General features: G+C 67.2%; 25 protein-coding genes. 15 read left to right on the top strand and 10 right to left on the bottom strand.

Going from position 1 to position 24,771, the window contains the following annotated elements; translation table 11 throughout:
* Positions 1-98: 98 nt before the first annotated feature.
* From F1642_RS07700 to F1642_RS07670, 7 genes are all read right to left on the bottom strand, one after another.
* Positions 99-890, bottom strand: a complete 792-nt coding sequence (locus F1642_RS07700) for a cytochrome c1 (RefSeq protein ID WP_194885931.1) — start codon at positions 888-890, stop codon at positions 99-101.
* Positions 891-904: 14 nt separating this feature from the next.
* The gene (petB, locus tag F1642_RS07695) at positions 905-2,245 is read right to left on the bottom strand and encodes a cytochrome b (protein WP_045982685.1); all 1,341 of its coding nucleotides are present in this window, start codon (positions 2,243-2,245) and stop codon (positions 905-907) included.
* Positions 2,246-2,256: 11 nt separating this feature from the next.
* On the bottom strand, positions 2,257-2,820 hold the full coding sequence (gene petA / locus F1642_RS07690; RefSeq protein ID WP_045982684.1) for a ubiquinol-cytochrome c reductase iron-sulfur subunit: 564 nt from the start codon (positions 2,818-2,820) through the stop codon (positions 2,257-2,259).
* A 178-nt stretch (positions 2,821-2,998) separates the two neighbouring features.
* The gene (gene radC / locus F1642_RS07685) at positions 2,999-3,757 is read right to left on the bottom strand and encodes a DNA repair protein RadC (protein WP_194885930.1); all 759 of its coding nucleotides are present in this window, start codon (positions 3,755-3,757) and stop codon (positions 2,999-3,001) included.
* A gap of 42 nt (positions 3,758-3,799) precedes the next feature.
* Positions 3,800-4,963, bottom strand: coding sequence for a molecular chaperone DnaJ (dnaJ, locus tag F1642_RS07680; RefSeq protein WP_045982682.1), 1,164 nt, complete (start codon positions 4,961-4,963; stop codon positions 3,800-3,802).
* Positions 4,964-5,046: 83 nt separating this feature from the next.
* Positions 5,047-6,963 carry a molecular chaperone DnaK gene (gene dnaK / locus F1642_RS07675; RefSeq protein WP_046000443.1) on the bottom strand — a complete coding sequence of 639 codons (1,917 nt, stop codon included), beginning with the start codon at positions 6,961-6,963 and terminating at the stop codon, positions 5,047-5,049.
* 193 nt (positions 6,964-7,156) lie between these two features.
* On the bottom strand, positions 7,157-7,978 hold the full coding sequence (locus F1642_RS07670; protein WP_045982680.1) for an ABC transporter permease: 822 nt from the start codon (positions 7,976-7,978) through the stop codon (positions 7,157-7,159).
* A gap of 123 nt (positions 7,979-8,101) precedes the next feature.
* On the opposite strand from F1642_RS07670, the gene cysQ reads away from it, so the two are divergent.
* The 9 genes from cysQ to F1642_RS07630 all read left to right on the top strand — a co-directional run bounded on the left by cysQ (position 8,102) and on the right by F1642_RS07630 (position 16,996).
* Positions 8,102-8,899, top strand: a complete 798-nt coding sequence (gene cysQ / locus F1642_RS07665) for a 3'(2'),5'-bisphosphate nucleotidase CysQ (protein WP_194885929.1) — start codon at positions 8,102-8,104, stop codon at positions 8,897-8,899.
* Positions 8,900-8,901: 2 nt separating this feature from the next.
* Positions 8,902-9,702, top strand: coding sequence for a 3-deoxy-manno-octulosonate cytidylyltransferase (locus F1642_RS07660; RefSeq protein ID WP_127897482.1), 801 nt, complete (start codon positions 8,902-8,904; stop codon positions 9,700-9,702).
* 176 nt (positions 9,703-9,878) lie between these two features.
* Positions 9,879-10,775, top strand: a complete 897-nt coding sequence (locus F1642_RS07655) for a UTP--glucose-1-phosphate uridylyltransferase (RefSeq protein WP_045982677.1) — start codon at positions 9,879-9,881, stop codon at positions 10,773-10,775.
* A 3-nt stretch (positions 10,776-10,778) separates the two neighbouring features.
* Positions 10,779-11,765: a UDP-glucose 4-epimerase GalE gene (gene galE, locus F1642_RS07650; RefSeq protein WP_127897481.1), complete on the top strand. Its 987-nt coding sequence runs from the start codon at positions 10,779-10,781 to the stop codon at positions 11,763-11,765.
* Positions 11,762-12,784 (top strand): glycosyltransferase family 2 protein, encoded by a 1,023-nt coding sequence (locus tag F1642_RS07645; protein WP_194885928.1) that lies wholly within the window; start codon positions 11,762-11,764, stop codon positions 12,782-12,784. Before galE ends, F1642_RS07645 begins: the two co-directional genes overlap by 4 nt.
* A gap of 103 nt (positions 12,785-12,887) precedes the next feature.
* Positions 12,888-13,907 carry a glycosyltransferase family 2 protein gene (locus F1642_RS07640; protein ID WP_045982691.1) on the top strand — a complete coding sequence of 340 codons (1,020 nt, stop codon included), beginning with the start codon at positions 12,888-12,890 and terminating at the stop codon, positions 13,905-13,907.
* Positions 13,904-14,251: a hypothetical protein gene (locus tag F1642_RS15700; protein ID WP_255522254.1), complete on the top strand. Its 348-nt coding sequence runs from the start codon at positions 13,904-13,906 to the stop codon at positions 14,249-14,251. The genes F1642_RS07640 and F1642_RS15700 overlap by 4 nt, the downstream gene beginning before the upstream one ends.
* Entirely contained in the window at positions 14,202-15,608 is a 1,407-nt protein-coding gene (locus tag F1642_RS07635; RefSeq protein WP_255522253.1) for a glycosyl transferase, read from the top strand. The genes F1642_RS15700 and F1642_RS07635 overlap by 50 nt, the downstream gene beginning before the upstream one ends.
* Complete coding sequence (locus F1642_RS07630; protein WP_194885927.1) at positions 15,605-16,996, top strand: hypothetical protein; 1,392 nt, start codon at positions 15,605-15,607, stop codon at positions 16,994-16,996. The genes F1642_RS07635 and F1642_RS07630 overlap by 4 nt, the downstream gene beginning before the upstream one ends.
* 28 nt (positions 16,997-17,024) lie before the next feature.
* Here F1642_RS07630 and F1642_RS07625 read toward each other — a convergent pair whose 3' ends face one another.
* Positions 17,025-18,413, bottom strand: coding sequence for a phosphomannomutase/phosphoglucomutase (locus F1642_RS07625; protein ID WP_045982672.1), 1,389 nt, complete (start codon positions 18,411-18,413; stop codon positions 17,025-17,027).
* A 149-nt stretch (positions 18,414-18,562) separates the two neighbouring features.
* Here F1642_RS07625 and F1642_RS07620 point away from each other — a divergent pair, with 149 nt between their 5' ends.
* The 6 genes from F1642_RS07620 (at position 18,563) to F1642_RS07595 (ending at position 22,777) form a co-directional block, all read left to right on the top strand.
* A complete protein-coding gene (locus F1642_RS07620; protein ID WP_194885926.1) occupies positions 18,563-18,964 on the top strand; it encodes a ketosteroid isomerase-related protein in 402 nt (133 codons plus the stop codon).
* Complete coding sequence (locus F1642_RS07615) at positions 18,961-19,545, top strand: GNAT family N-acetyltransferase (RefSeq protein ID WP_194885925.1); 585 nt, start codon at positions 18,961-18,963, stop codon at positions 19,543-19,545. The genes F1642_RS07620 and F1642_RS07615 overlap by 4 nt, the downstream gene beginning before the upstream one ends.
* The gene (locus F1642_RS07610; RefSeq protein ID WP_194885924.1) at positions 19,542-20,393 is read left to right on the top strand and encodes a carbon-nitrogen hydrolase family protein; all 852 of its coding nucleotides are present in this window, start codon (positions 19,542-19,544) and stop codon (positions 20,391-20,393) included. Before F1642_RS07615 ends, F1642_RS07610 begins: the two co-directional genes overlap by 4 nt.
* Before the next feature lie 75 nt (positions 20,394-20,468).
* On the top strand, positions 20,469-20,888 hold the full coding sequence (gene arfB / locus F1642_RS07605) for an alternative ribosome rescue aminoacyl-tRNA hydrolase ArfB (protein WP_046000435.1): 420 nt from the start codon (positions 20,469-20,471) through the stop codon (positions 20,886-20,888).
* Positions 20,885-21,340, top strand: coding sequence for an NUDIX hydrolase (locus F1642_RS07600; RefSeq protein WP_045982667.1), 456 nt, complete (start codon positions 20,885-20,887; stop codon positions 21,338-21,340). Before arfB ends, F1642_RS07600 begins: the two co-directional genes overlap by 4 nt.
* Positions 21,341-21,346: 6 nt before the next feature.
* A complete protein-coding gene (locus tag F1642_RS07595) occupies positions 21,347-22,777 on the top strand; it encodes an inorganic phosphate transporter (RefSeq protein WP_194885923.1) in 1,431 nt (476 codons plus the stop codon).
* Here the strand turns inward: F1642_RS07595 and pncB are convergent.
* The gene (gene pncB / locus F1642_RS07590) at positions 22,774-24,066 is read right to left on the bottom strand and encodes a nicotinate phosphoribosyltransferase (RefSeq protein ID WP_194885922.1); all 1,293 of its coding nucleotides are present in this window, start codon (positions 24,064-24,066) and stop codon (positions 22,774-22,776) included. The genes F1642_RS07595 and pncB overlap by 4 nt on opposite strands.
* A 59-nt stretch (positions 24,067-24,125) precedes the next feature.
* Complete coding sequence (gene pncA, locus F1642_RS07585) at positions 24,126-24,722, bottom strand: bifunctional nicotinamidase/pyrazinamidase (protein ID WP_194885921.1); 597 nt, start codon at positions 24,720-24,722, stop codon at positions 24,126-24,128.
* Positions 24,723-24,771: the final 49 nt, after the last annotated feature.

Raw genomic sequence — 24,771 nt, 5'->3', positions numbered from 1 at the left:
TTGGCGGCCATGTGACCGGGCGGGCCGGGCCTTGTCCAGATGTGAAAAGACGCGCCCGTTGCGGGGCGCGTCCTGTCATGTCGACCTGTCGTGCAGGATCAGGCGGGCAACTTGCCCTTGTGGGGCGCCCACAGCCGCTTGTTCACGACATAGAGCAGCGCGCTGAGCAGCACCAGGAACAGCACCGCGACCAGGCCCACGGACTTGCGGTCCATCATCTTGGGCTCGGCGGTCCACATCAGGAAGGCCGCGATGTCCATCGCCATCTGGTCGACGGTCGCCTCGGTGCCGTCCTCGTAGGTGACCTGACCGTCGGACAGCGGAGCCGCCATGCTGATCCAGCCGCCGGGGAAGGCGGTGTTGCCGTGCAGCAGCGTGCCGGCCTGTTCCTGGTCCTCGCCGGTATAGCTGGTCAGCAGGGCGTGGATGTATTCCGGACCGCCCATGCCGTTGACCAGCTGGCTGAGGCCGGTGCCGAAGGGGCCGTGAAAGCCCGCGCGGGCCTTGGCCATCAGCGACAGGTCCGGGCCCATGCCGTCACCCGAGGTCGCCGGGAAGTGATCGGTGATGGTGCGCGGACGCTCCTCTCCGATCGCGTCGTCGAAGACCGGCAGCAGTTCGGCCGCATAGGCGCGGACCTGATCCTCGGGCAGGCCAGGGCCGCCTTCATCCGCCAGGGTGCGGATGGCGACGTATTTCAGGCCGTGGCAGGCCGAGCAGACCTCGGTATAGACCTGCAACCCGCGCTGCAGTTGGAACTGGTCGTATGCGCCGAACGGACCCTCGTGCGGGAAGGCGACATCCTCGATGTGCCCGCCTTCGCCTGCGGCCATCGCCGGTCCGGACAGGCCAACGGCCGTGACGGCGGCGATCGCTAGTGCTTTCAGCATGATCCTTGGTCCTCTCATTCGGCCGGCTGCGTCAGGCTGGTTCCACCAACCTTGGGCGCGTAGTGTTCGTTGAAATCTTCCTCGATCGTGGCGGGCATGGGCTCCGGCTTCTCGATCACGCCCAGCAGCGGCAGGATCACCAGGAAGTAGCCAAACCAGTAGGCCGCGGCAGCCAGCGCGATGTAGGGATAGGGCCCCTCGGTGGGCATGGCACCGACCCAGGTCAGCACGACGAAGTCGACCGCCAGCAGCCAGAACCACCACTTGAACTGCGGACGATAGCGGCCCGAGCGCACGCGGCTGGTGTCCAGCCAGGGCGCCAGGCCCATCACCACGATGGCGCCGAACATCGCCAGCACGCCGAAGAACTTGGCGTCGACGATGCCGAAGGTCACGAACTGGACCAGCTGGACCAGCCACACCTCGGCGTCGAAGGCGCGCAGGATCGCGTAGAAGGGCAGGAAGTACCATTCGGGCACGATATGCGCGGGCGTGGCCAGCGCGTTGGCCTCGATGTAGTTGTCCGGGTGGCCCAGGTAGTTGGGCATGAAGCCCACGATCGCGAAGAACACGGCCAGGATGACGGCCAGCGCGAACAGGTCCTTGATGACGAAGTAGGGCCAGAAGGGCAGGGTGTCCTTGGCGGCCTCCTCCTTGCTGGTGCGACGCACCTCGATGCCGGTCGGGTTGTTGTTGCCCGTGGTGTGGAAGGCCCACACGTGGACGATGACCAGGCCCGCGATGATGAAGGGCAGCAGGTAGTGCAGCGAGAAGAAGCGGTTCAGCGTCGCGTTGCCGACCGCGGGTCCGCCCAGCAGCCAGGTCTGCAGCGTTTCACCCACGCCCGGAATGGCGCCGAACAGGCCGGTGATCACGGTCGCGCCCCAGAAGGACATCTGACCCCAGGGCAGCACGTAGCCCATGAAGGCGGTGGCCATCATCAGCAGGTAGATCAGCATGCCGATGATCCAGGTGACCTCGCGCGGGGCCTTGTAGCTGCCGTAGTAGAGGCCGCGGAAGATGTGCAGGTACACGGCCACGAAGAACAGCGACGCGCCGTTCATGTGGATGTAGCGCAGCATGTAGCCGCCGTTGACGTTGCGCATGATGTGCTCGACGCTGGCGAAGGCCATGTCGACATGCGGGGTATAGTGCATCACCAGGACGATGCCCGTGACGATCTGCAGCACCAGGCAGAAGACCAGCACGATCCCCCAGATCCACATCCAGTTCAGGTTCTTGGGCGTGGGGATCATCAGCGTGTCGTAAAGCACGCCGGCGACGGGCAGGCGGCGGTGAAGCCAGCGTTCGAAGCCCGACTTGGGCTCGTAATGGTCGTGCGGAATTCCGGCCATGATAACCCTCCTTAACCCAGCTGAATGGTGGTGTCGTTCACGAACGACGCCAGCGGAATATGCATGTTCTGCGGCGCGGGCCCGCGACGGATGCGGCCTGCGGTGTCGTAATGGCTGCCGTGGCAGGGGCAGAACCAGCCCCCGAAATCGCCCGCGCCGTCACCGATGGGCACGCAGCCCAGGTGGGTGCAGACGCCGATCTGGACCAGCCATTCGCCGGTCTCGTCCAGCGCGCGGTTCGCGTCGGTGGCGGGCGATCCGTCGGCCAGATTGGGGTTCTGGGCGTTCTGGTCGGGCAGCTCGCTCAGCTCGACCGCACGTCCGGCCTCGATCTCCTCGGGGGTCCGGCGGCGGATGAACACGGGCTTGCCCAGGAACAGCACGGTGATCTGCGACCCGGCGGCGACGCCGCTGACATCGACCTGGATCGAGGCCAGCGCCTGCACGTCGGCCGAGGGGTTCATCTGATTCACAAGGGTCCAGGCGGCGGCACCGGCGGCCACCGTGCCTGCGCCCGCCGTGGCATAATAGAGGAAATCCCTCCGGGTGCCTACGTGGTCATCTGCGTGGGACACGGGTCATACTCCAATTCGGGCCGTCAATGCAGGCCGATACGACATTCCGGGCCGCGTCCGAAACGCAGCCTTCGCGGGGCGGTTCTAGCCCTCAATTCCTCGTCAGTCCAGATGATAAGCCGTCGCGGCCCGTTGCAATTCGACGCATCGGGCACAAATGCTGCACCCCCCGCGGGGATCAGAGCAGGCCCTCGGACCGGAACGACAGTTCGCGCGACTTGCCGATGATCAGGTGGTCGTGGATGGTGATTCCCATGCTTTCCGCGGCCTGCCCGATGCGTGCCGTCATGGCGATGTCGCTGTCCGAGGGCGTCGGATCGCCCGAGGGATGGTTGTGCACCAGGATCAGCGCCGAGGCGTTCAACTCCAGCGCGCGGCGGATGATCTCGCGCGGATAGACGGGGACGTGGTCCACCGTGCCGCGCGACTGCTCCTCATCCGCGATCAGGACGTTCTTTCGGTCCAGGTACAGCACGCGGAACTGCTCGATCTCGCGATGCGCCATCGCGGTGTGGCAGTAATCCAGCAGCGACTGCCAGCTGGACAGGACCGGGCGGTGCATGATGCGGGCGCGGGCCATGCGCTGCGCCGCGGCCTCGACGATCTTCAGTTCGGTAACGACGGCGGGTCCAACACCGTCGACCGCCTGCAGGCGGGCGGGCGGCGCGGTGACCACGCGGTTGAAATCGCCGAAGGTCTCGATCAGGCGGCGGGCCAGCGGTTTGACGTCCTGGCGCGGGATGGCGCGGAACAGCACCAGCTCCAAAAGCTCGTAATCGGGCATCGCGGTCGCGCCGCCCTGCAGGAACCGTTCGCGCAGCCTTGCCCGATGATCGGCCAGATAGGAGGGTGCAGCCTTGCCGGCCGGCACCACGTCATCCGCGGCCGGGCTGAACAAAGGCAGGGGCATTTCGCCAAAGGAACGATTCGGGTCCATGTGCGGAACATGAACCCGAATCGGTAAAGGAACGGTTAACCCTTAACGGGTCATCCCTTCCCAGAACCCCTTTACCTTGTCGAAGAAGCTGTCCGATTGCGGGCTGTTGTCGGCCTTCTCGGCCTCGAACTCTCGCAGCAGCTCCCGCTGGCGGGGCGTCAGGTTGACCGGCGTCTCGACGGTCAGCTCGATCAGCATGTCGCCGAAATCGCCCTGCGCGCCGGGGCCGTGGCGCAGGGGCGGCATGCCCTTGCCGCGCAGGCGCATCTGCCGACCCGTCTGGCTGCCGGCGGCGACCTTGACGCGGGCGCGCCCGCCGTCGATGGTCGGCACCTCGACCTCGCCGCCCAGGGCGGCGGTGGCCATGCTGACCGGCACCTGGCAGGCCAGCGTCTTGCCGTCGCGCAGGAAGATCGCGTGGTCTTGGACCTCGATGAAGATGTACAGATCCCCGGCCGGACCGCCACGCAGCCCCGCCTCGCCCTCTCCGGCCAGCCGGATGCGGGTGCCGGTCTCGACACCGGCGGGAATGTTCACCGACAGCGCGCGGTCTCGTTCCATCCGGCCCGCACCGTGGCAGGCCTTGCACGGGTTCTTGACGATCTGGCCCGCGCCGCCGCAGGTCGGGCAGGTGCGCTCGACGGTGAAGAAGCCCTGCTGGGCGCGGACCTTGCCCATGCCTGCGCAGGTCGGACAGGCGGCGGGCTGGGACGCGCCCTCGGCCCCGGTCCCGTCGCATTCGCCGCAGGCGACCGAGCCGCGCACGGTGATCGGCTTTTGCACGCCGACATAGGCGTCCTCAAGGCTGACGCGCAGGTTGTAGCGCAGGTCCTGCCCGCGCTGCGCCCGGGCACGCCCGCCACCGCCACCGCCGCGACGGCCCATCATGTCGCCGAACAGATCCTCGAACACGTCGGCGAACGCCGCGCCGAAATCGCCCGGATGCTGGCCACGGCCACCGCCGCCGCCGCCCATGCCACCCTCGAAGGCGGCATGGCCGAAGCGGTCATAGGCGGCCTTCTTGGTGTCGTCCTTCAGGCAGTCATAGGCCTCGTTCGCTTCCTTGAAGCGGGCCTCGGCTGTCGCATCGTCCTGGTTGCGGTCGGGATGCAGCTCTTTGGCCTTGGTGCGGTAGGCCTTCTTGATCTCGTCGGTCGAGGCCCCGCGCGTGACCCCGAGCACTTCGTAGTAACAACGCTTGCTCATGTGTCGTCCTGTTCAGCTGTCCCCATGAAACAGGCCGGCCCGCGGGAAAGGCGGGCCGGCCCGGTCAGGGGATGCGGCCCCGATCAGCCGCGCTTCTTGTCGTCGCCCAGATCTTCGAAATCGGCGTCCACGATGTCGTCGTCGACATCACGCGGAGTGTCGCGGTCCGACGGATCGGAGTCCTCGGCGCTCTGCTGGTTCTTGTAGATCGCCTCGCCCAGGCGCATGGACGCGTCCATGACGTTCTGGATGCCCGACCGGATCTTGCCCGGGTCCTCGGACTTCAGCGATTCCTCCAGCGCGCCGATGGCCAGCTCGATCGCCTCGACAGTCGAGGCGTCGACCTTGTCGCCATGCTCGGACAGCGACTTGTTGGTCGAGTGGATCAGGCTTTCAGCCTGGTTCTTCGCCTCGACCAGCTCGCGGCGGGTCTTGTCGGATTCGGCGTTCGCCTCGGCATCCTTGACCATCCGCTCGATGTCCTCGTCGGACAGACCGCCCGAGGCCGCGATGGTGATGGTCTGCTCCTTGCCGGTGCCCTTGTCTTTGGCGGCCACCGACACGATGCCGTTGGCGTCGATGTCGAAGGTCACCTCGATCTGCGGCATGCCGCGCGGCGCGGGCGGGATGTGCTCCAGGTTGAACTGGCCCAGCATCTTGTTGTCCGCGGCCATCTCTCGCTCGCCTTGGAACACGCGGATCGTCACGGCGCCCTGGTTGTCCTCGGCGGTCGAGAAGATCTGGCTCTTCTTGGTCGGGATGGTCGTGTTGCGGTCGATCAGGCGGGTGAACACGCCACCCAGCGTCTCGATGCCCAGCGACAGCGGCGTCACGTCCAGCAGCACGACGTCCTTGACGTCACCCTGCAGCACGCCGGCCTGGATGGCGGCGCCAAGGGCCACGACCTCGTCGGGGTTCACGCCCTTGTGGGGCTCCTTGCCGAAGAACTCGGTGACCTCGGCCACGACCTTGGGCATGCGAGTCATGCCGCCGACCAGGACGACCTCGTCGATGTCGCCCTTGGAGCAGCCGGCATCCTTCAGCGCGTCTTGGACGGGCTTCATGGTGCGTTTGATCAGGTCAGCGACCAGGCTTTCCAGCTTGGAGCGGGTCAGCTTGACGACCAGGTGCAGCGGGGTGCCGCTGTTCTTGTCCATCGAGATGAACGGCTGGTTGATCTCGGTCTGACTGGAGGAGGACAGCTCGATCTTGGCCTTTTCCGCGGCTTCCTTTAGGCGCTGCAGGGCCATCTTGTCCTTGGACAGATCGACGCCGTGTTCCTTTTTGAACTCGTCGGCCAGATAGTTCACGATCCGCATGTCGAAGTCTTCGCCACCCAGGAAGGTGTCGCCGTTCGTGGACTTCACCTCGAACAGGCCGTCGTCGATCTCCAGGATGGTGATGTCGAAGGTACCGCCGCCAAGGTCATAGACCGCGATCGTCTTGGTTTCCTTCTTGTCCAGACCATAGGCCAGCGCGGCCGCGGTCGGCTCGTTGATGATGCGCAGCACTTCCAGGCCGGCGATCTTGCCGGCGTCCTTGGTGGCCTGGCGCTGGGCGTCGTTGAAATAGGCCGGAACGGTGATCACGGCTTGGGTCACGGTCTCGCCCAGATAGGATTCGGCGGTCTCCTTCATCTTCTGAAGGATCATCGCGCTGACCTGCGCGGGGGAGTACTTCTCACCCTGCACCTCGACCCAGGCGTCGCCGTTGCCACCATCCGCGATGGTGTAGGGGACCATCTTGCGGTCCTTCTCGACGGCCTCGTCGCCCATGCGGCGCCCGATCAGGCGTTTCACGGCAAAGACGGTGTTGGTCGGGTTGGTCACGGCCTGGCGCTTGGCAGGCTGGCCGACCAGGCGTTCACCGTCCTTGAAACCCACGATCGAGGGCGTGGTGCGCGCGCCTTCGCTGTTCTCGATGACCTTCGGCTGGCTGCCGTCCATGATGGCGACGCAGCTGTTGGTGGTGCCGAGGTCGATGCCGATGACTTTTGACATATGTGTTTAACCTTCTCTTGCGGCGATATCTTGGACTGCGGGTCCGTTGCGGCCCCCGAGGCCCGATCCCTTGACGAACGGGCCGGAACCTCCGGACCGCTTCGGGGGTGTATATAGGGATGCAATTCAGCCCCGCAAGCACTGCCGCAGCGCAAAATCGGTGGTTTGGGCCCGCGAAACCGGGGCCATGACGCTACTGCGCGGCGCTCCAGCTGATGGATTCGTACTTGCGGGTCGTGAAGTTGATCAGCAGCCCCACCATCAGCGCCGCGATCGCGAACCACAGGGGGTAGAACAGCATCGTGCGATGGGGCGAATAGTTGATGAACAGGAAGCCGCGTTCCTGGTCGATCAGGTGGAACAGCGGGTTCCACGCGAACCACGGCAGGATGAAGCTGGGAATCATGTTGGCGACGAAGAACTTGCCCGACGCGAACATGTTCACGCGCTGATAGACCATCGTCAGCACCTTGCAGGCCTGCGGGGACCAGGGGCGGATTCCCAGAAAGATCAGCCCGATCGCGCAGCCGGTGAACCAGGACACCACGAACAGCGACCCGGCGCCGACAGGGTCCTCGATCGTGATCGGCTGGAAGACCATGTGGTAGACCGACAGGATCACCAGACAGCTGATCGTCTGGCGGTACAGCACCGCCAGCGCCGCCCCCGAGATCAGCACCGCCGCGTTCAGAGGTTCGTGCTTGATGATGCCCGACGACACCGAATGGCTGCCCGCGACCGCGCCCACGGCCTGCACGTGCAGCATGAAGATGAAGATCCCCGACATGATGTACAGCAGGAAATCCCCGCGGATCTGCGACCCGCCGATGCCGATCAGCGTGTACATGCCCAGAAACACCACGACGAAGACGACGCTTTGCATCATGGTCATGACCAGGCCCAGCACCGCGTTGCGGTGTTCGGTGCGCAGGTTGTACACCGTCTGGTGATAGATCAGCGCGAAGGTGGTGAAGGCGGCCTGGAACAGGTTCCGGTTCTGGCGCTGCTTGAACAAGGGCGGTGCTCCGTCACTGGCGGCCCGGCGCTTGCCGATGGACCCGCCGCACATCATAAGAGGCGCAGCACCCCCGCACAATCGGGCAGCGGCCGCAGGCCTCTGGCAGGGAAAGGAAAGTGAATGCAATTCGACCGACTGATCACCGAAATGCGGCGCCTGGCCCTGCAGGCCGGCGACCGGATCATGCAGATCTATGAGGCCGACGATTTCGATGTCCGCGCCAAATCCGATGATTCGCCCGTCACCGCCGCGGACGAGGCCGCCGATGCGCTGATCTCGGCCGGGCTGCGCGAGGCGTTCCCGGACACGCCCCTGGTGACCGAGGAGCAGGCCGACACCCACGGCCAGAGCCTGCGCACCTTCCTGATCGTGGACCCGCTGGACGGGACCAAGGAGTTCGTCCAGCGCCGCGGCGATTTCACCGTCAACATCGCCTATGTCCAGGACGGCGTGCCGGTGCGCGGCATCGTCTACGCCCCCGCCAAGGGGCGGCTGTTCTACACCACCGCCGACGGGCGGTCCGTCGAGGAGACGGGCCCCTTCGGGGACGCGCCCGGAGAGGTCCGCCCGATCGGCGTGAATCCGATGCCCGACAACCGCGGCCTGATGGTGGTCGCCTCCAAGTCGCATCGCGACGCGGCGACCGACGCCTATATCGACCGCTACGGCGTGCGCGACATGACCAGCGCGGGCAGCTCGCTGAAGTTCTGCCTGGTCGCCACGGGCGAGGCTGACCTGTATCCGCGCCTGGGCCGGACGATGGAATGGGACACCGCCGCAGGCGACGCCGTCCTGCGCGGCGCCGGCGGAGAGGTCGTGCGGTTCGACGACCACAGCCCCCTGGCCTATGGCAAGCCGGGGTTCGAGAACCCGTTCTTCATCGCCTACGCGCCGGGCGTCCTGCTGGTGAAGGAGTGACCATGTCGGTCGTCATCGTCATCCCCGCCCGTTTCGCCTCGACCCGCTATCCGGGCAAGCCGCTGGTCGAGCTGCGCGGCGCGGGGGGACAGGCGCGCAGCCTGATCCGGCGCAGCTGGGACGCGGCCGTCGGCGTGCGCGGGATCGACCGCGTGATCGTTGCCACCGACGACGACCGCATCCGCGACCACGCCCTGGCCTTCGGCGCGGAGGTGGCGATGACCAGCCCCGACTGCCGCAACGGCACCGAGCGCTGCGCCGAGGCGGTGGCGACCTTGGGCCTGACCCCCGAGATCGTGGTGAACCTGCAGGGTGACGCGCCGCTGACGCCTGCCTGGTTCGTCGAGGATCTGGTCGCCGGCCTGCGTGCCGATCCCGACGCGCAGGTGGCGACGCCTGTCCTGCGCTGCACCGGGGCGATGCGGGCCGACCTGATCGCCGACCGCCATGCGGGGCGCGTGGGCGGGACGACGGCGGTTTTCGGCCATGAGGGCCGTGCGCTGTACTTTTCCAAGGAGGTCATCCCCTTTGTTCCGGGCGACGTGGCCCCCGACGCGCCAAGCCCGGTCTTTCATCACGTGGGCGTCTATGCCTATCGCCCGGCGGCGCTGGCCGAATACGCCACCTGGCCCGAAGGCGCCCTGGAACGGCTGGAGGGGTTGGAACAGCTGCGTTTTCTGGAACGCGGCCGCCATGTGCGCTGCGTCGAGGTCGAGGCACGCGGTCGGCAATTCTGGGAACTAAACAACCCTCAGGATGTTCCGCGTCTGGAGCAGATGATGCAGGACATGGCGATGATGTGATCGCCTGCCCCGCAGCGTTTGATCTTTGTGAATTTGCAGCGAATTCTCGACATTTGCTTGGCGACAAGCTGCCGAGAGCCTAACCTGCCCATTGAAGTCAATGTCGCTGCTGCACTAGGCATCGACGCCATTGCGGCGGGGACTGGTCCCGCCGAGCCATACAAAAGGTATCCGTCATGGGTCGCAAGGTTACAAAAGCCATCTTTCCGGTCGCTGGACTGGGAACACGATTCCTGCCCACCACCAAGAGCATCCCCAAGGAAATGCTGTCGCTGGTCGACAAGCCGCTGATTCAATACGCCATCGACGAGGCGCGCGCGGCAGGCATCAAGGAATTCATCTTCGTGACCTCGCGCGGGAAGGGCTCGCTTGAGGACTATTTCGACCACGCGCACGAGCTGGAATCCAGCCTGAAGAAGGCCGGCAAGACCGAGCTGCTGGAGATTCTGCGCGCGACGAACATGGATTCGGGCGCCATCGCCTATATCCGCCAGCACAAGGCCCTGGGCCTGGGCCATGCGGTCTGGTGCGCACGTCGCCTGCTGTCGGATGACGAGCCCTTTGCGGTCGTGCTGACGGATGACGTCATCCAGGGCGAGCCCCCCTGCCTGCAGCAGATGATCGAGGCTTATGGCGAGACCGGCGGCAGCATGGTCGCCACGATGGAGGTCGCGCCGGAAAAGGCCAAGGCCTATGGCGTTCTGGACGTGGCCGAGGACATGGGCGCGATCGTGCGCGCCAAGGGCATGGTCGAAAAGCCCGCCACCGGCACGCAGCCGTCGAACCTGGCGGTGATCGGCCGCTATATCCTGGCGCCGACGGTCATGAAGAACCTCAACAAGCTGAAGCAGGGCGCCGGTGGCGAGATCCAGTTGACCGACGCCATCGCCGAGGAGATCCAGGCGGGCCGCGACGTGTTCGGCCTGCGCTTCCGCGGCCAGCGTTTCGATTGTGGTTCCAAGGCAGGCTTCCTGCAGGCGACCGTGGCCTTTGGCCTGGAGCGCGACGAGCTGAAGGACGAGTTCGCCGAGTACCTGCACGAGGTGATGTCCATGCGCCGGGCGGCCGAATAATCCATGTCGGATACGGTTCTGGTGACGGGCGGCGCGGGCTATATCGGCTCGCACGCCTGCAAGGCACTGGCGGCGGCGGGGTTCACCCCCGTCACGCTGGACAATTTCTCCACCGGCTGGCGCGATGCGGTCAAGTTCGGTCCGGTGGTCGAGGCCGACCTGATGGACCGTGCCGCCCTTGACGCGGCCTTCGCCGAACATCGGCCCGTGGCGGTGCTGCATTTCGCGGCCCTGTCCCAGGTCGGAGAGGCTATGGCCGAACCGGGCCTCTACTGGCGCAACAACGTCGCGGGTTCGCTGAACCTGATCGAGGCCGCGGTGGCCGCGGGCTGTCTGGATTTCGTCTTCAGCTCGACCTGCGCGACCTATGGTGACCGCGACGGCGAGATCCTGGACGAGGACACCCCGCAGGCGCCGCTCAATGCCTATGGTGCCTCCAAGCGCGCGATCGAGGACATGCTGACGGATTTCGGCGCGGCCCACGGCCTGCGTTCTGTGATCTTCCGGTATTTCAACGTCGCGGGCGCCGATCCCGACGGGCAGGTCGGCGAATTCCACCGCCCCGAAACGCATCTGATCCCGCTGATCCTGGATGCGGTCGATGGCAAGCGCGCGGCGCTGACCATCCACGGCACTGACTATCCCACCGCCGACGGCACCTGCATCCGCGACTATGTTCATGTAATGGACCTGGTCGACGCGCATGTGAAGGGTCTGGAATGGCTGCGGGCGGGACGCGAAAGCCGGGTTTTCTGCCTGGGTACCGGTGACGGATTCTCGGTCCGCGAGGTGGTGGACGCGACGCGCTCGATCACCAACCGCGAGGTGCCGATGCTGGACGGCCCGCGCCGGGGCGGCGACGCGGTCAAGCTGGTCTGCGGCAGCACGCGTGCCAAGGCCGAACTGGGCTGGTCGCCCGACCGATCGACCATGCCCCAGATGATCGCGGATGCCTGGCGCTGGCACCAGACGGGCGATTACAGGCAGTGATACCGCGCGCGGCGTGGCAGGCCTATCGCCTGCGCTGGAAACGCCGCGAACTGATCTGGCGCGCCCTCAGGGCGCGCCATCTGCTGCAGCCGGTCGCCGACCGTACCGCTGCCATCCGCCCCGCCGACATCCTAGCCGTAACCACCCTGCGCAACGAGATCGCGCACCTGCCGGGGTTTCTGGACCATTATCGCCGCTTGGGCGTCGCGCATTTCCTGATCGTCGACAATGCCGGCACGGACGGGTCGGACCGGTTTCTGGCCGCCCAGCCCGACGTGTCGCTGTGGCGTTGCGACGCCAGCTATCGCGAGGCGCGGTTCGGGCTGGATTGGGCAGGCGCGCTGCTGTGGCGGTTCGGGCGGGGGCATTGGTGCGCGACCGTCGATGCCGATGAGCTGCTGGTCTATCCCCATCACGACACCCGGCCGCTGCCCGATCTGACGGCCCATCTGGACCGGATCGGGCAGCCGGGGCTGGGGGCGGTGATGCTGGACTTGTATCCGTCGGGGCCACTGGGCACCGCCGACGCCCCGCCGGAGGCGCCGCTGACACGGCGTCTGCCGTGGTTCGACGCGGGGCCATGGCGGTCCAGCCGGGCGGTGCCGCGCCAAAACCTGTGGTTGCAGGGCGGTGTCCGCGACCGGGTGTTCTTTGCCGATGCCCCGCGGCGCGCGCCCACGATGAACAAGCTGCCGCTGATGCGCTGGACCGGGCGGGCCGTCTATGTCAACTCGACCCATTCGATCCTGCCGCCCCGGCTGAACCTGATCTATGACGGGCCGGGCGATGCGCGGCTGTCGGGCGCGCTGCTGCACGGCAAGTTCCTGCCCGACATTGTCGCCAAGTCGCATGAGGAACTGGGCCGGCGCCAGCATTTCGCGGACCCCGATGCCTATGCCGCCTATCACCGCGCGGTGGCGGCCGGGCCGCGGCTGCACGGGCCGGAATCGGTGCGATTCACGGGGTGGCGGCAGCTTGTCGACCTTGGCCTGATGGGCACAGGCGACTGGCCGCGTTGACCAAAGCGCTGAATGGGCTTGCCAAAACGGGGTGTCCTGCACATTGCTAGGGCATGACGTCGCGCCGCACATCTTCTGCCGATCGCCGGTCCGCGTGATGCGCATGGGCCGGTTCCCGATCCCCGATCGCCTGCGGCGCAGGGCCGAACGGCAGTACCTGATCGCGCGCGCGTTCAACCGGCGGCGGGCCCTGCGGCCCGTGGTCAACCGCACTGCCCAGATCCGCAAGAATGACATCCTGGCCCTGGTGACGATGCGCAACGAACGGGTGCGGCTGCCATTCTTTCTGAACTATTACCGCAACCTGGGCGTGAATCATTTTCTGTTCGTGAACAACGACAGCGATGACGGCAGCGGCAATTATCTGGCCGAACAGCCCGACGTGTCGCTGTGGTGGACCAATGCCGGCTACAAGCGGTCGCGGTTCGGGATGGACTGGATCAACAGGCTTCTGGCGAAGTACGGCCACGGGCATTGGTGCCTGACCGTCGATCCGGACGAGTTCCTGATCTATCCGCATTGCGATTCGCGCCCGCTGCCCGCCCTGACTGACTGGCTGGAGGCTTCGGGGCGGCGCAGCTTTCCGGCCATGCTGCTGGACATGTACCCCCGCGGCCATATCGAGGACGAACCTTATGCCGAGGGGACGGACCCGTTCACCATCGCCCGATGGTTCGATCCGGCGAACTACACGATCAGCAAGAACCCCTATTACGGCAACCTGTGGATCCAGGGCGGTCCGCGCACGCGCAAGTTCTTCACTGCCGAACCCCTGTCCGGCCCGGCGCTGAACAAGACCCCGCTGGTCAGGTGGGACTGGCGCTATGCCTATGTCAGTTCGACCCACATGCTGCTGCCCCGCCATCTTAACATGGTCTATGACGAGGCCGGCGGAGAGATGGCATCGGGCTGCCTGCTGCACGCCAAGTTCCTGTCCACCTTCGCCGACAAGTCCGCCGAGGAGCTGGACCGTCGCCAGCATTATGCCAACAGCAAGGAATACAAGGCGTATCACGCTGGGCTGCGCGGAGGCACCGACCTGTGGTGCAGCGAATCGCGCGAATACGCCGACTGGCGCCAGCTGGAGGATCTGGGGCTGATCTCCCGGGGGAACTGGGCATGACGGACCCGGTGGAGGTGCGCCGCGTCAGGCTGGGGGTGGTGCTTCTGTGCCATGCGCGCCTGGACGTGGCGGCCCACATGGCGCGGATCTGGGTCCAGGGCGGGGCACGGGTGGCGATCCATGTCGATGCCAAGGCCTCGGCCCGGTCGGTGGCGCGGATGCAGGTCGAACTGTCCGACCTTCCCGGCATCGTCTGGTCGCGGCGCCACACCTGCGACTGGGGCCGCTTCAGCCTGGTGCGCGCCACCCAGGATGCGGCGCGGCTGCTGCTGGACAGCTTTTCCGACGTCACCCATGTCTATCTGGCATCCGGGGGCCTGCCTGCCGCTGCGCCCGGTGCGTGACCTGACGGCGTTCCTGGCGCAGGACCCCGACCGCGACCATATCGAAAGCGTCAGTGCGCTGGACGTCGGCTGGACCGTCGGCGGGCTGAACGAGGAACGCTTTACCCTGTTCTATCCGCTGGACTGGCGCAGGCGGCGCTGGCTGTTCGACCGCCTGACCGAGTGGCAGCGCCGTCTGGGCATCCGCCGCAGGCTGCCCAAGGGGCTGACCCCGCATCTGGGCGCGCAATGGTGGTGCCTGACGGTGACGACGTTGCGCGCGATCTTGGACGATCCGCGCCGGGCCGAGTTCGACCGCTATTTCCGCATGGTCTGGATCCCGGACGAAAGCTATTTCCAGACGCTGGCGCGGCGCCACGCGACCCGCATCGAAAGCCATTCGCTGACCCTGGCCAAGTTCGACCATGACGGCAGGCCCTATCAGCTGTACGACGACCACGCCCTGATGCTGGAGGAGTCGCGCTGCTTCGTGGCGCGCAAGGTCTGGCCCGAGGCCGCGCATCTTCTGGCGCATTTCCCGCGTCCGGCCGGTGCCCGCCCCGATCTGTCCGCGCCCCAGCCCCAACGGATCGAACGTCTGATCAACCGGACGGTCCGCCGCCGCCTGCTGGGGCGGCCCGGCCTCTACATGCAGTCGCGCTTTCCGCGCAAGGATGCCGAGAACGGCAAGACTTCGGCCCCCTATGCGATGTTCCAGGGCTTTTCCGACATCTTTCCCGGCTTCGAGGGGTGGCTGTCCGCGCAGGTCGATGCCGATGTCCACGGCCACCTGCTGGGCCCCGAGACGGTGGAATTCGGCGGCCGCCCGCAGATCGGACCGGGGGCGATCTCGTCCAGCACGCTGATCCGCGACCGCGACCCGCACGGGTTCCTGACCGCGCTGATCCGCATCACCACGCGGATGCAGGTGTTCCAGTTCAGCCCGCGCGACAACCAGGCGCTGAACTGGTTCATCGCCACGGACCCGAACGCCCATATCCATGTGGTCACCGGGGCCTGGATGCTGCCGCTGCTGCGATCGGACATGCCCTTCGACGACATCCGCCGGGTCACGGCCCTGCTGCAGCGGGCCGAGATCGCGCAGATGGACGTGCTGAATTCGGTCTGGGTCAAGGCGCGCGTGCATGTCCATGAACTGTCCGATTTCCTGGCCCGCCCCCAGGAGATGCTGTTCCAGTCCCTGGCCCAGCTGCCGCGCCTGGCGGACGCGCCCACCGACATGCCGCAGATGCGCGACCTGCACGGGCTGCCCGAGCTGCTGCGGCGGCTGCGCAATTCCGGGCTGCGTCCGCGCATGTTCGGCGACGGCCTGCCCATGCCGGACATCCCCCTTCCCGAAAGGACCGCCGCCGAATGACCGTTCCGTTCCGCCGCTTCGTCATCTTCGCCGAGATGCGCACGGGCTCGAACCTGCTGGAGGCGACGCTGAACGCGCTGCGGGGCGTCACCTGCTTTGGCGAGGCGTTCAACCCCTACATGATGGGCTGGCCCGACAAGGATGAATTGCAGGGCGTCACCCGCGCCCAGCGCGAGGCCGACCCGATGGTCCTGCTGGACAGGCTGTTCGACCGGCCCGGACACCTGCCGGGCTTCCGCTATTTCCACGATCACGATCCGCGGGTCTTCGACGCGATCATGCATGACCCCGAATGCGCCAAGATCGTGCTGACCCGCAACCCGCTGGACAGCTATGTCTCGACCCAGCTTGCGCGTGAGACGAACCAGTGGAAGCTGAACGAGACAGAGACTCCGATCCCCGCCGCGATCACCTATGACGGGCCAGAGTTCCGCGACACCATCGCGGCTGTCGAACGGTTCCAGCTGCGCGTGATGCACCGGTTGCAGGTGACCGGGCAGACCGCCTTCTGGCTGGGATACGAGGACCTGCGCGACCCCGAGGTGATGACCGGGCTGGCCCACTGGCTGGGCCGCACCGACATCGCACGGGTCGAACCCGCCAGCGACCAGGTGCCCCAGAACCCCCGCGAACTGGCCGACAAGGTCCGCAATTTCGACGAGATGCAGGCGGACCTGGCGCAGATCGACCCGTTCATGTTGCGCCGCATCCCGAATTTCGAACCGCGTCGTGGCCCCTCCGTGCCCAGCTTTTCCGCGGTCGAGGCGGGGCAGGGGCTGATCTTCATGCCGGTCCGCTGCGGGCCGGGGGATGCGGTGCGCGACTGGATGGCGACACTGGGCGCGGTGTCGGGCGATTTCACCCAGACCAGCCTGCGCCAATGGAAACGCCAGCATCCCGGCCATCGCAGCTTTGCGGTGCTGCGCCACCCGCTGCACCGGGCCTGGACGGCGTTCCGGCAGCTGCTGACCGACAGCCGCCCCGAACTGCGTCAGCTGATGCGCGACGTCCATCGCGTGGCGCTGCCGCCGGACGCGGCATTGGCGGGGATGGATCGTCAGGCGCAGCTGGAGCTGTTCGCACAGTTCCTGGCCTTCCTGAAACGCAACCTGAACGGCCAGACCACGCTGCCCACCCATGCCGGTTGGGCCAGCCAATCCGAGGTGATCGCCGGGTTCAGCCGCGTGGCCAGCCCCGACATGCTGATCCGCGAGGACCGCATCGCCGACGAACTGCCCACGCTGGCCCGCGCGGCAGGGATCGACGAGGCGCGCCTGGCGGGGCTGAAGGTTCAGCCGATGCCCGATTTTCTGCGCGACAAGGCCCTGCTGCAGGCCGCGCGTCAGGCGTACCTGCGCGACTACATCGCCTTCGGGTTTTCGGACTAGGAGGCGGGCCTTTCGGCCCGCCTGCCCGTCACGCCTTGAGCAGCGCCGCCAGTTCGGCCTGCTTTTCGCGCACCAGCGCCGCGTCGCCGTCGGATTCGACGTTCAGGCGCACCACCGGTTCGGTGTTCGACTTGCGCAGGTTGAACCGCCACTTGCCAAAGTTCAGCGACACCCCGTCCAGGTCGTCCCGGCTGTCGGCCTGCGGCTCGTAGGTTTCGATCAGGCGCGCGATGGCCGCATCCGGGTCCGAGATGGTGTAGTTCGTCTCTCCGGACGACGGATAGAGGCGCATCCGCTCCTCCAGCATCTCGGCCAGGGTCATGCCCTTGCGCGACAGCAGTTCGATCATCAGCAGCCACGGGATCATGCCGCTGTCGCAATAGTAGAAGTCGCGGAAATAATGATGCGCCGACATCTCTCCGCCATAGATCGCGCTGACATCGCGCATCTTGCGCTTGATGAAGGCATGGCCGGTCTTGGACACCACGGCCTCGCCGCCGGCCTCTTCGATCATGGCACGGGTGTTCATGATCACGCGGGGGTCATGGACGATCTTCTCGCCGGGCGACTTCTCCAGGAATGCCGCGCCCAGCAGGCCCACGATGTATTCCCCGGGAATGAAGCGCCCGTTCTCGTCGAAGAAGAAGCAGCGGTCGAAATCGCCATCCCAGGCCACGCCCAGGTCGGCCTTTTCTTCCTTCATCCGCGCGACGGTGGGGGGCTGGTTCTCGTCCAGCAGGGGGTTGGGAATGCCGTTGGGAAAGCTGCTGTCGACGTTATGGTGCATCCGAACGAAGGTCAGCGGCGCGCCCCGACGCTCCAGCTCCTCGGCGATCGCGTCGAAGGTCGGGCCCGCGGTGCCGTTGCCGGCATTCACCACGATCTTCATCGGGCGCAGCGCGGCCACATCGACGAAATCGGCCATGCGCGATGCGTATTCGGCGCGGGCATGGCTGAAATCGGTGACGCTGCCCTTGGTGGTGGGGGCGAATTCGCCGTTGGTGGCCAGATCGACGATGGGCGGCAGTTCGGTCGCCGGGTCCAGCGGCGCCGAGCCGCGACCCACGATCTTCATGCCGTTGTAGTTGATCGGATTGTGCGAGGCCGTGACCTCGATGCCGCCATCGGTGTCCTGGTTGCCGGTGTGGAAATACACCTCCTCGGTGCCGGCCAGGCCCAGGTCCAGCACGTCGGCGCCGCCGTCGGTCAGGCCCTCGATCAGCGCCGCGGCCAGTTCGGGCGAGGATTCGCGGCTGTCGCGACCCACGACGACGCGCTTGGCGCCGCGCGCCTGCGCAAAGGCGCGACCGATGCGATAGGCGACGTCCGCATCCAGGTTCTTGCCCAGCTCTCCGCGCACGTCATACGCCTTGAAGCAGGTGATCTCGCGCTTGCCCAGCTGATCGCGATTGTCCATGAAGTCCTCCGGTTCCTGTTTGCATCAGCGCTAACAGGTTCAAACCGTTTTTCAAGGCCGCCGGGGCCGGATTGGTTCCCTCGGACCTTGGGATCAGGTGACGGCGCGCGTTCGGCACGCTAGCCTTGCGCAAAAGCAAGGAGACCCTGATGGATGCCAAGGCCCTGATCGCCGCCTATTACGACGCCTTCAACGCGGGGCGCACCGACGACATGCTGGCGCTGCTGCATGACGACGTCGAGCACCACGTGAACGAGGGCAAGATCCGCCGCGGCCGCGCGCTGTTCGCGGAATTCAACGCCCACATGACCGAAAGCTATCAGGAAAACCTGACCGACATGGTCATCATGGCCAACGAGGCGGGCGACCGCGCGGCGGCGGAATTCGTCGTGAACGGAACCTATCTGAAGACCGATCCCGGCCTGCCCGAAGCCCGCGGCCAGACCTATCGCCTGCCTGCGGGCGCGTTCTTCACCATCCGCGACGGCCGCATCGCGCGGGTGACCACCTATTACAACCTGGCCGACTGGATGGCCCAGGTCGGCGCATGAGCGTCGCGGTCCGCGTCCTGACCGGCGATGCGCTGGCCGAGGCGCTGCCCGACGTGGCGCGCCTGCGCATCGACGTGTTCCGCGACTGGCCATACCTGTATGACGGCGACGCCGATTACGAACGCGACTATCTGCGCGCCTACCAGTCGCCCGGCGCGGTCGTGGTCGCCGCGATGGACGGGGACCGGATCGTGGGGGCGGCCACGGGCGCGCCGATGTCGGATCACGCCGCCGATTTCGGCGCGGCATTCGCGGATCGCCCCGAACCGCTGTCCGACATCTTCTATTGTGCCGAATCGGTGCTGCTGCGGGCCTATCGCGGGCACGGGCTGGGCCATGCGTTCTTCGACGCGCGCGAGGATCACGCCCGCGCCCTGGGCGCACGCTGGTCGGCCTTCTGCAGCGTGATCCGTCCCGCGGATCACCCGATGCGTCCGGCCGAGTACTGGCCGCTGGATGCGTTCTGGCGCAAGCGCGGTTATGCGCCCCTGCCGGGCGTCGTCGCGCAGTTCGCCTGGAAAGACCTGGGCATGGCCACCGAGACCGAAAAGACCCTGCAATTCTGGATGAAACCGCTGTGAAGATTGCCGCCGCCGCCTATCCGATCGACTGGTTCGACAGCTTCGACGCCTATGCCGCCAAGCTGACACGGTGGGTCTCCGATGCTGATGCCGATCTGTTGGTCTTCCCCGAATACGGCGCGATGGAGCTGGCATCCCTGTCCGGGCGCGCGGTCGCCGGCGATCTGGAGGCCAGCCTGCATGCCGTGGCGGCGCTGGACCCGCAAGTCCGGGCGCTGCATGCGGACCTTGCGGCGCGGCACGGCTGTCACATCCTGGGCGCGTCGGGGCCGGCCTTCGACGGCGCGCGCCCGGTCAACCGTGCGGTGCTGTATGGCCCCGATGGGGTGGTCGGCCACCAGGACAAGCAGATCATGACCCGGTTCGAACGCGAGGAATGGCATGTCACCGGCGCGCCCGGCCTGCGGATCTTCGACACGACCCTGGGGCGGATCGGCATCCTCATCTGTTATGACAGCGAGTTTCCGTTGCTGGGACGGGTGCTGGCGCAGGCCGGGGCGCATCTCCTGCTGGTGCCCAGCTGCACCGACACGGTCGCGGGGTTCAGCCGGGTGCGCATCGGCGCGATGGCCCGCGCGCTGGAAAGCCAGTGCGTCGTGGTCCAGGCGCCCACCGTCGGCCCCTGCGACTGGATGCCCGCGCTGGACGAGAACCGGGGCCGCGCCGCGATCTATGGCCCGCCCGACGGTTTCTGGCCCGAGACCGGGATCATCGCCGAAGGAGAGATGGACGCACCGGGATGGGTGCGCGCGACCGTCGATCTGTCCCGCGTCGATGTCAGCCGCAGGGATGGCGCGGTCCTGCCCTTCGCGCATTGGCCGGAACAGGAACCCTGTCGCCTGATCTGACGACAATCGGAATTTACACTGTATTAACCGGTTTGCGCTTTAACTGACCCCGGATCGCGCCATATCCTGAAGGTCATGCTGCATGTCACCGAAACCATCGCCATCCAGGAATGGGAACTGTCCGAACAGTTCACCCGGTCTCAGGGACCGGGCGGGCAGAACGTGAACAAGGTCGAGACCGCGGTCGAGCTGCGGTTCGAGGCCGCGACATCCCCCAGCCTGCCCGACCCGGTCAAGCGGCGGCTGCAGCGGCTGGCCGGGCGGCGCTGGACGCAGGACGGGGCCGTCCTGATCCTGTCCCAGGAAACCCGCAGCCAAGCCCGAAACCGCGAACTGGCCCGCGAACGGCTGGCCGACCTGATCCGCCAGGCCCTGGTCGCGCCCAAGCGCCGCATCGCCACCCGCCCCACCCTGGGCAGCCAGCGCCGCCGCCTGAAGGCCAAGTCGGTGCGCGGAGAGGTCAAGTCCCTGCGCGGCAAGGTGGAGGACGAATGAGCGTCTGGCGCCGGACCCTCGATCTGCTGCTGGGGCGGCGGCCGGTGCTGATGCAGGTCGGCGCGATCTGCCGCGACCCGGCCAGCGGCAATGTCCTGCTGATCACCAGCCGCGACACGGGCCGTTGGGTCATTCCCAAGGGCTGGCCGATGGAGGGGCGCACCCTTCCCGGCGCCGCAGCCCAGGAGGCCTGGGAGGAGGCCGGCGTGCGCGGGCGCATCCGCCCGGCCGAACTGGGCCGCTTCCGGTACAGAAAGCAGCAGGACCAGGGCTATGCCGTCCCGGTCGAGATGCGGGTCTATCTGCTGTCCGTGGACAGCGTGTCAGACCGGTTTCCCGAGGACCGGCAGCGCAAGCGTCGCTGGTTCGCCCCGGTCGAGGCCGCCCGCATGGTGGTCGAACCGGGGCTCAAGCAGATCCTGGCCGGTCTGGACCGCCCCGATGCCGCCTGACCCGGCATGACGCACCGCCCCGGCTTTCGCGCGCTGGACAAGGATCTGGGCCGCATCGGCCATGCCGAGGTCGCACAGATGCATGCCTTCCGTCCCGTCTGGCGGCTGGGGCTGGCGGTGCTGGCGCTGGTGGGCGGGTTGCTGATGGTCATGGCGCTGTCGGGTGCCGCGCCCGGCATGCTGGCCATCGGGGCGGGGCTGGTGGTCGCGGCCTGGCTGGGCGTGGCGATCGGGGCGAACGACGTCGCGAACTCACTGGGTCCGGCGGTCGGGGCGGGGGCCATCGGACTGCTGCCCGGGCTGGCGCTGGTCGCCGTCGCGGGCGTGGCGGGGGCGGTGCTGGCCGGGGGCGCGGTGTCGGCCCGTCTGGCGGGCGGCATCGTCCAGCTGGCACCCCTGGCCGAGGGCGGGCGCGCCCCGATGATGATGGTCGCGGCGCTGATCGGGGCGGCGGTCTGGATCACCTTGGCCACGGGCATCGGCCTGCCGGTCAGCACGTCGCATTCCATCGTGGGTGGCATCGCGGGGGCGGGGGCGGTGGCCTTGGGCCTGTCGGCGGTGGCCTGGGCGACGCTGGCGATCATCGCATCTGTCTGGATGGTGACGCCGGTGGTGGCGGGGGGCTTGGCCGGCGGTCTGCTGATCCTGCTGCGCCTGAAGGTGGTCGAGGCGCCGGACCGCGCCGGGGCGGCGCTTTTGTGGCTGCCGCTGCTGGTCGGCCTGATGGCGGCGCTGTTTTCGGCCTATGTCGTGGTGCTGCTGGACCTGGGACCACTGGCTGCCTGTGCGGCGGCCGCGCCGACCGGGGCGGGCGCGCTGTGGCTGACGCGGCGCAGCGTGCTGCGCGAACTGGCACGCCATCCGCGTAAACCAAGCACCAAGTCTCTGCTGCGCCCCGCGCTGGTGATGTCCGTGCTGATCCTGGGCTTTGCCCATGGCGCCAATGACGTGGGCAACATCGCGGGACCGCTGTCGGTGGTCCTGCGCGGACAGGGGATGTCGACCGCGATCGGCGTGGTCCCGGTGCTGGTGCTGGCGGGCGGGGGGCTTGCCATCGCCACCGGCACGCTGCTGTTCGGGCGCCGCCTGGTCCACATGGTGGGCAGCGGCATCACCAAGCTGAACGCGGGGCGCGCCTTCTGCGTGTCGCTGGCCACGGCCGTGACGGTGCTGGGCGCATCGGCCCTGGGCCTGCCGGTATCGACCACCCATGTGGCGGTCGGCGGCATCTTCGGCGTGGGCTTTGCGCGCGAATGGCTGGACCGCCGCCGCGGCAGCCGGTCCGAGGCCCTGCCCGCGGACGAGACGCGCCGCCGCATCCTGGTGCGGCGCAGCCATGTCGTGACCATCACCGCCGCCTGGCTGGTGACACTGCCGATCACGGCATCGCTTGGGGCGCTGGCCTGTCTGCTGGTGCTGTGGGCGACCGGGGTCTAGACCGTGACCGACAGCGCCTGCTGGACGCCCACCCCGAAGACGCGCTTGTAGCGTTCGATCTCGGCCGCGGGGCCGGTGGCCTTGGCGGGGTTGTCCGACAGCTTGACCGTGGGCCGCCCGTCGGCCGCCACCGCCTTGCAGACCAGGCTGAACGGCGCCAGCCCGTCGCCCGGCACCAGCCCGCGAAAATCGTTCGTCAGCAGCGTTCCCCAACCGAAGCTGACCTTGACGCGCCCATGGAACTGACGGTGCAGGGCCAGGATCTTGTCCACGTCCAGCCCGTCGGAAAAGATGATCAGCTTGCCGCGCGGGTCCTCTCCGCGTGACTGCCACCAGCGGATCGCGGTCTCGGCGCCCGTGGCCGGGTCGCCGCTGTCGATGCGGATGCCGGTCCAGCCCGCCAGCCAGTCCGGCGCGCCCGCCAGGAACCCCTCCGTGCCATAGGTGTCGGGCAGGATGATGCGCAGGTTGCCGTCATGCTCCTCGTGCCAGTCGGCCAGCACGTCATAGGGCGCCCGGCGCAGAGCCGCGTCGCCATCCGCCAGGGCCGCGCGCACCATGGGCAGCTCATGCGCATTGGTGCCGATCGCCTCGATGTCGCGGCGCTGCGCGATCAGGCAGTTCGAGGTGCCGGTGAAGCGGTCGCCCAACCCCTCGATCATGGCCTGCACGGCCCAGTCCTGCCACAGGAAGCTGTGCCGCCGGCGGGTGCCGAAATCGGCGATGCGCAGGTCGGGCAGGGCGCGCATGGCCTGGATCTTCTCCCACAGGCGGGTCATGGCGCGGGCATAGAGGACCTGCAGCTCGAACCGGCCCATATCCTTCAGCACCGCGCGGGACCGCAGCTCCATCAGGATCGACAAAGCCGGGATCTCCCACAGCATCACCTGGGGCCAGGGGCCCTCGAAGGTCAGCTCGTACTGGCCGTCGCGCTTGTCCAAGTGATAGGCGGGCAGGCGCAGCCCCTCCAGAAACTCCATGAAGTCGGGGCGAAACATCTGCCGCTTGCCATAGAAGGTGTTGCCGCGCAGCCAGGTGCTCTCTCCGCGGGTCAGGGACAGCGACCGCACATGGTCCAGCTGCTCGCGCAGCTCGCCCTCGTCGATCAGGTCGGCCAGGCGCACGTCCTTGCTGCGGTTGATCAGACTGAAGGTGACGGTGGTGTCCGGGCTGTTGCGGAACACCGACTGGCACATCAGCAGCTTGTAGAAGTCGGTGTCGATCAGCGACCGGACGATCGGGTCGATCTTCCATTTGTGATTGTAGACCCGCGTGGCGATATCGGCCATGACGCTGTTTCCTTGACCATTTCGCCCTTGGTGCCTTGATCCGCGCGGGGGCGCAACCCTCAGGCCAGCGTGACGCCCGCCTGGCGCATCGCCGCGCGCGCGGCGGCCAAGCTGCCATCCAGGTCGATCGCACGGCACGCATCCTCCGCCACGCGGGCGGCAAAGCCCAGGCGGGCGGCGTCCATCGCGCTCCACGCGACGCAAAAATCATGGGCCAGCCCGACAAGGGTCAGGTCGGTGATGCCGCGGTCGCGCAGATAGCCGGCAAGACCGGTGGCGGTCGTGCGGTCGTTCTCGAAGAACGCGGAATAGCTGTCGATGCCGGCGCAGAACCCCTTGCGCAGCACCAGATCGGCCCGGTCCACCTGCAGATCGGGGTGGAACTCCGCCCCCGGCGTGCCGATCACGCAATGGGCGGGCCACAGCACCTGCGGGCCATAGGGCATCTGCGTCATCGAAAAGGCGGCGGCGCCCGGGTGGTTGTCGGCAAAGCTGGCATGGTCGGCCGGATGCCAGTCCTGCGTCAGGACCACTGCGTCGAAATCGGCCATCATCGCGTTGATCGGCGCCACGATCTGGTCGCCCCCGGCCACGGCCAGCCGACCGCCGGGGCAGAAGTCGCGCTGCATGTCGATCACGATCAGGGCCTGGGTCATCCGGTCCGCCTTGGCTTCGGTGCGGCGCCACTAGACCGCCGGGCGGGGC

The sequence above is a fragment of the Paracoccus sp. NBH48 genome (assembly GCF_015390265.1).
In the GTDB taxonomy this organism is placed as follows: Bacteria; Pseudomonadota; Alphaproteobacteria; order Rhodobacterales; family Rhodobacteraceae; genus Paracoccus; species Paracoccus marcusii.
This window is presented reverse-complemented; position numbering and strand designations above follow the sequence as displayed.

Coding starts and splice junctions, on each gene's coding strand:
- F1642_RS07615 (WP_194885925.1), top strand. CDS start 18,961: ATGAGCGTCGCGGTCCGCGTCCTGACCGGCGATGCGCTGGCCGAGGCG.
- F1642_RS07600 (WP_045982667.1), top strand. CDS start 20,885: ATGAGCGTCTGGCGCCGGACCCTCGATCTGCTGCTGGGGCGGCGGCCG.
- radC (WP_194885930.1), bottom strand. CDS start 3,757: ATGGACCCGAATCGTTCCTTTGGCGAAATGCCCCTGCCTTTGTTCAGC.
- dnaK (WP_046000443.1), bottom strand. CDS start 6,963: ATGTCAAAAGTCATCGGCATCGACCTCGGCACCACCAACAGCTGCGTC.
- pncA (WP_194885921.1), bottom strand. CDS start 24,722: ATGACCCAGGCCCTGATCGTGATCGACATGCAGCGCGACTTCTGCCCC.
- F1642_RS07595 (WP_194885923.1), top strand. CDS start 21,347: ATGACGCACCGCCCCGGCTTTCGCGCGCTGGACAAGGATCTGGGCCGC.
- dnaJ (WP_045982682.1), bottom strand. CDS start 4,963: ATGAGCAAGCGTTGTTACTACGAAGTGCTCGGGGTCACGCGCGGGGCC.
- petB (WP_045982685.1), bottom strand. CDS start 2,245: ATGGCCGGAATTCCGCACGACCATTACGAGCCCAAGTCGGGCTTCGAA.
- F1642_RS07660 (WP_127897482.1), top strand. CDS start 8,902: ATGTCGGTCGTCATCGTCATCCCCGCCCGTTTCGCCTCGACCCGCTAT.
- cysQ (WP_194885929.1), top strand. CDS start 8,102: ATGCAATTCGACCGACTGATCACCGAAATGCGGCGCCTGGCCCTGCAG.
- F1642_RS07620 (WP_194885926.1), top strand. CDS start 18,563: ATGGATGCCAAGGCCCTGATCGCCGCCTATTACGACGCCTTCAACGCG.
- F1642_RS07625 (WP_045982672.1), bottom strand. CDS start 18,413: ATGGACAATCGCGATCAGCTGGGCAAGCGCGAGATCACCTGCTTCAAG.
- F1642_RS07655 (WP_045982677.1), top strand. CDS start 9,879: ATGGGTCGCAAGGTTACAAAAGCCATCTTTCCGGTCGCTGGACTGGGA.
- F1642_RS07700 (WP_194885931.1), bottom strand. CDS start 890: ATGCTGAAAGCACTAGCGATCGCCGCCGTCACGGCCGTTGGCCTGTCC.
- F1642_RS15700 (WP_255522254.1), top strand. CDS start 13,904: ATGACGGACCCGGTGGAGGTGCGCCGCGTCAGGCTGGGGGTGGTGCTT.
- F1642_RS07635 (WP_255522253.1), top strand. CDS start 14,202: ATGTCTATCTGGCATCCGGGGGCCTGCCTGCCGCTGCGCCCGGTGCGT.
- galE (WP_127897481.1), top strand. CDS start 10,779: ATGTCGGATACGGTTCTGGTGACGGGCGGCGCGGGCTATATCGGCTCG.
- pncB (WP_194885922.1), bottom strand. CDS start 24,066: ATGGCCGATATCGCCACGCGGGTCTACAATCACAAATGGAAGATCGAC.
- arfB (WP_046000435.1), top strand. CDS start 20,469: ATGCTGCATGTCACCGAAACCATCGCCATCCAGGAATGGGAACTGTCC.
- F1642_RS07640 (WP_045982691.1), top strand. CDS start 12,888: ATGGGCCGGTTCCCGATCCCCGATCGCCTGCGGCGCAGGGCCGAACGG.
- F1642_RS07630 (WP_194885927.1), top strand. CDS start 15,605: ATGACCGTTCCGTTCCGCCGCTTCGTCATCTTCGCCGAGATGCGCACG.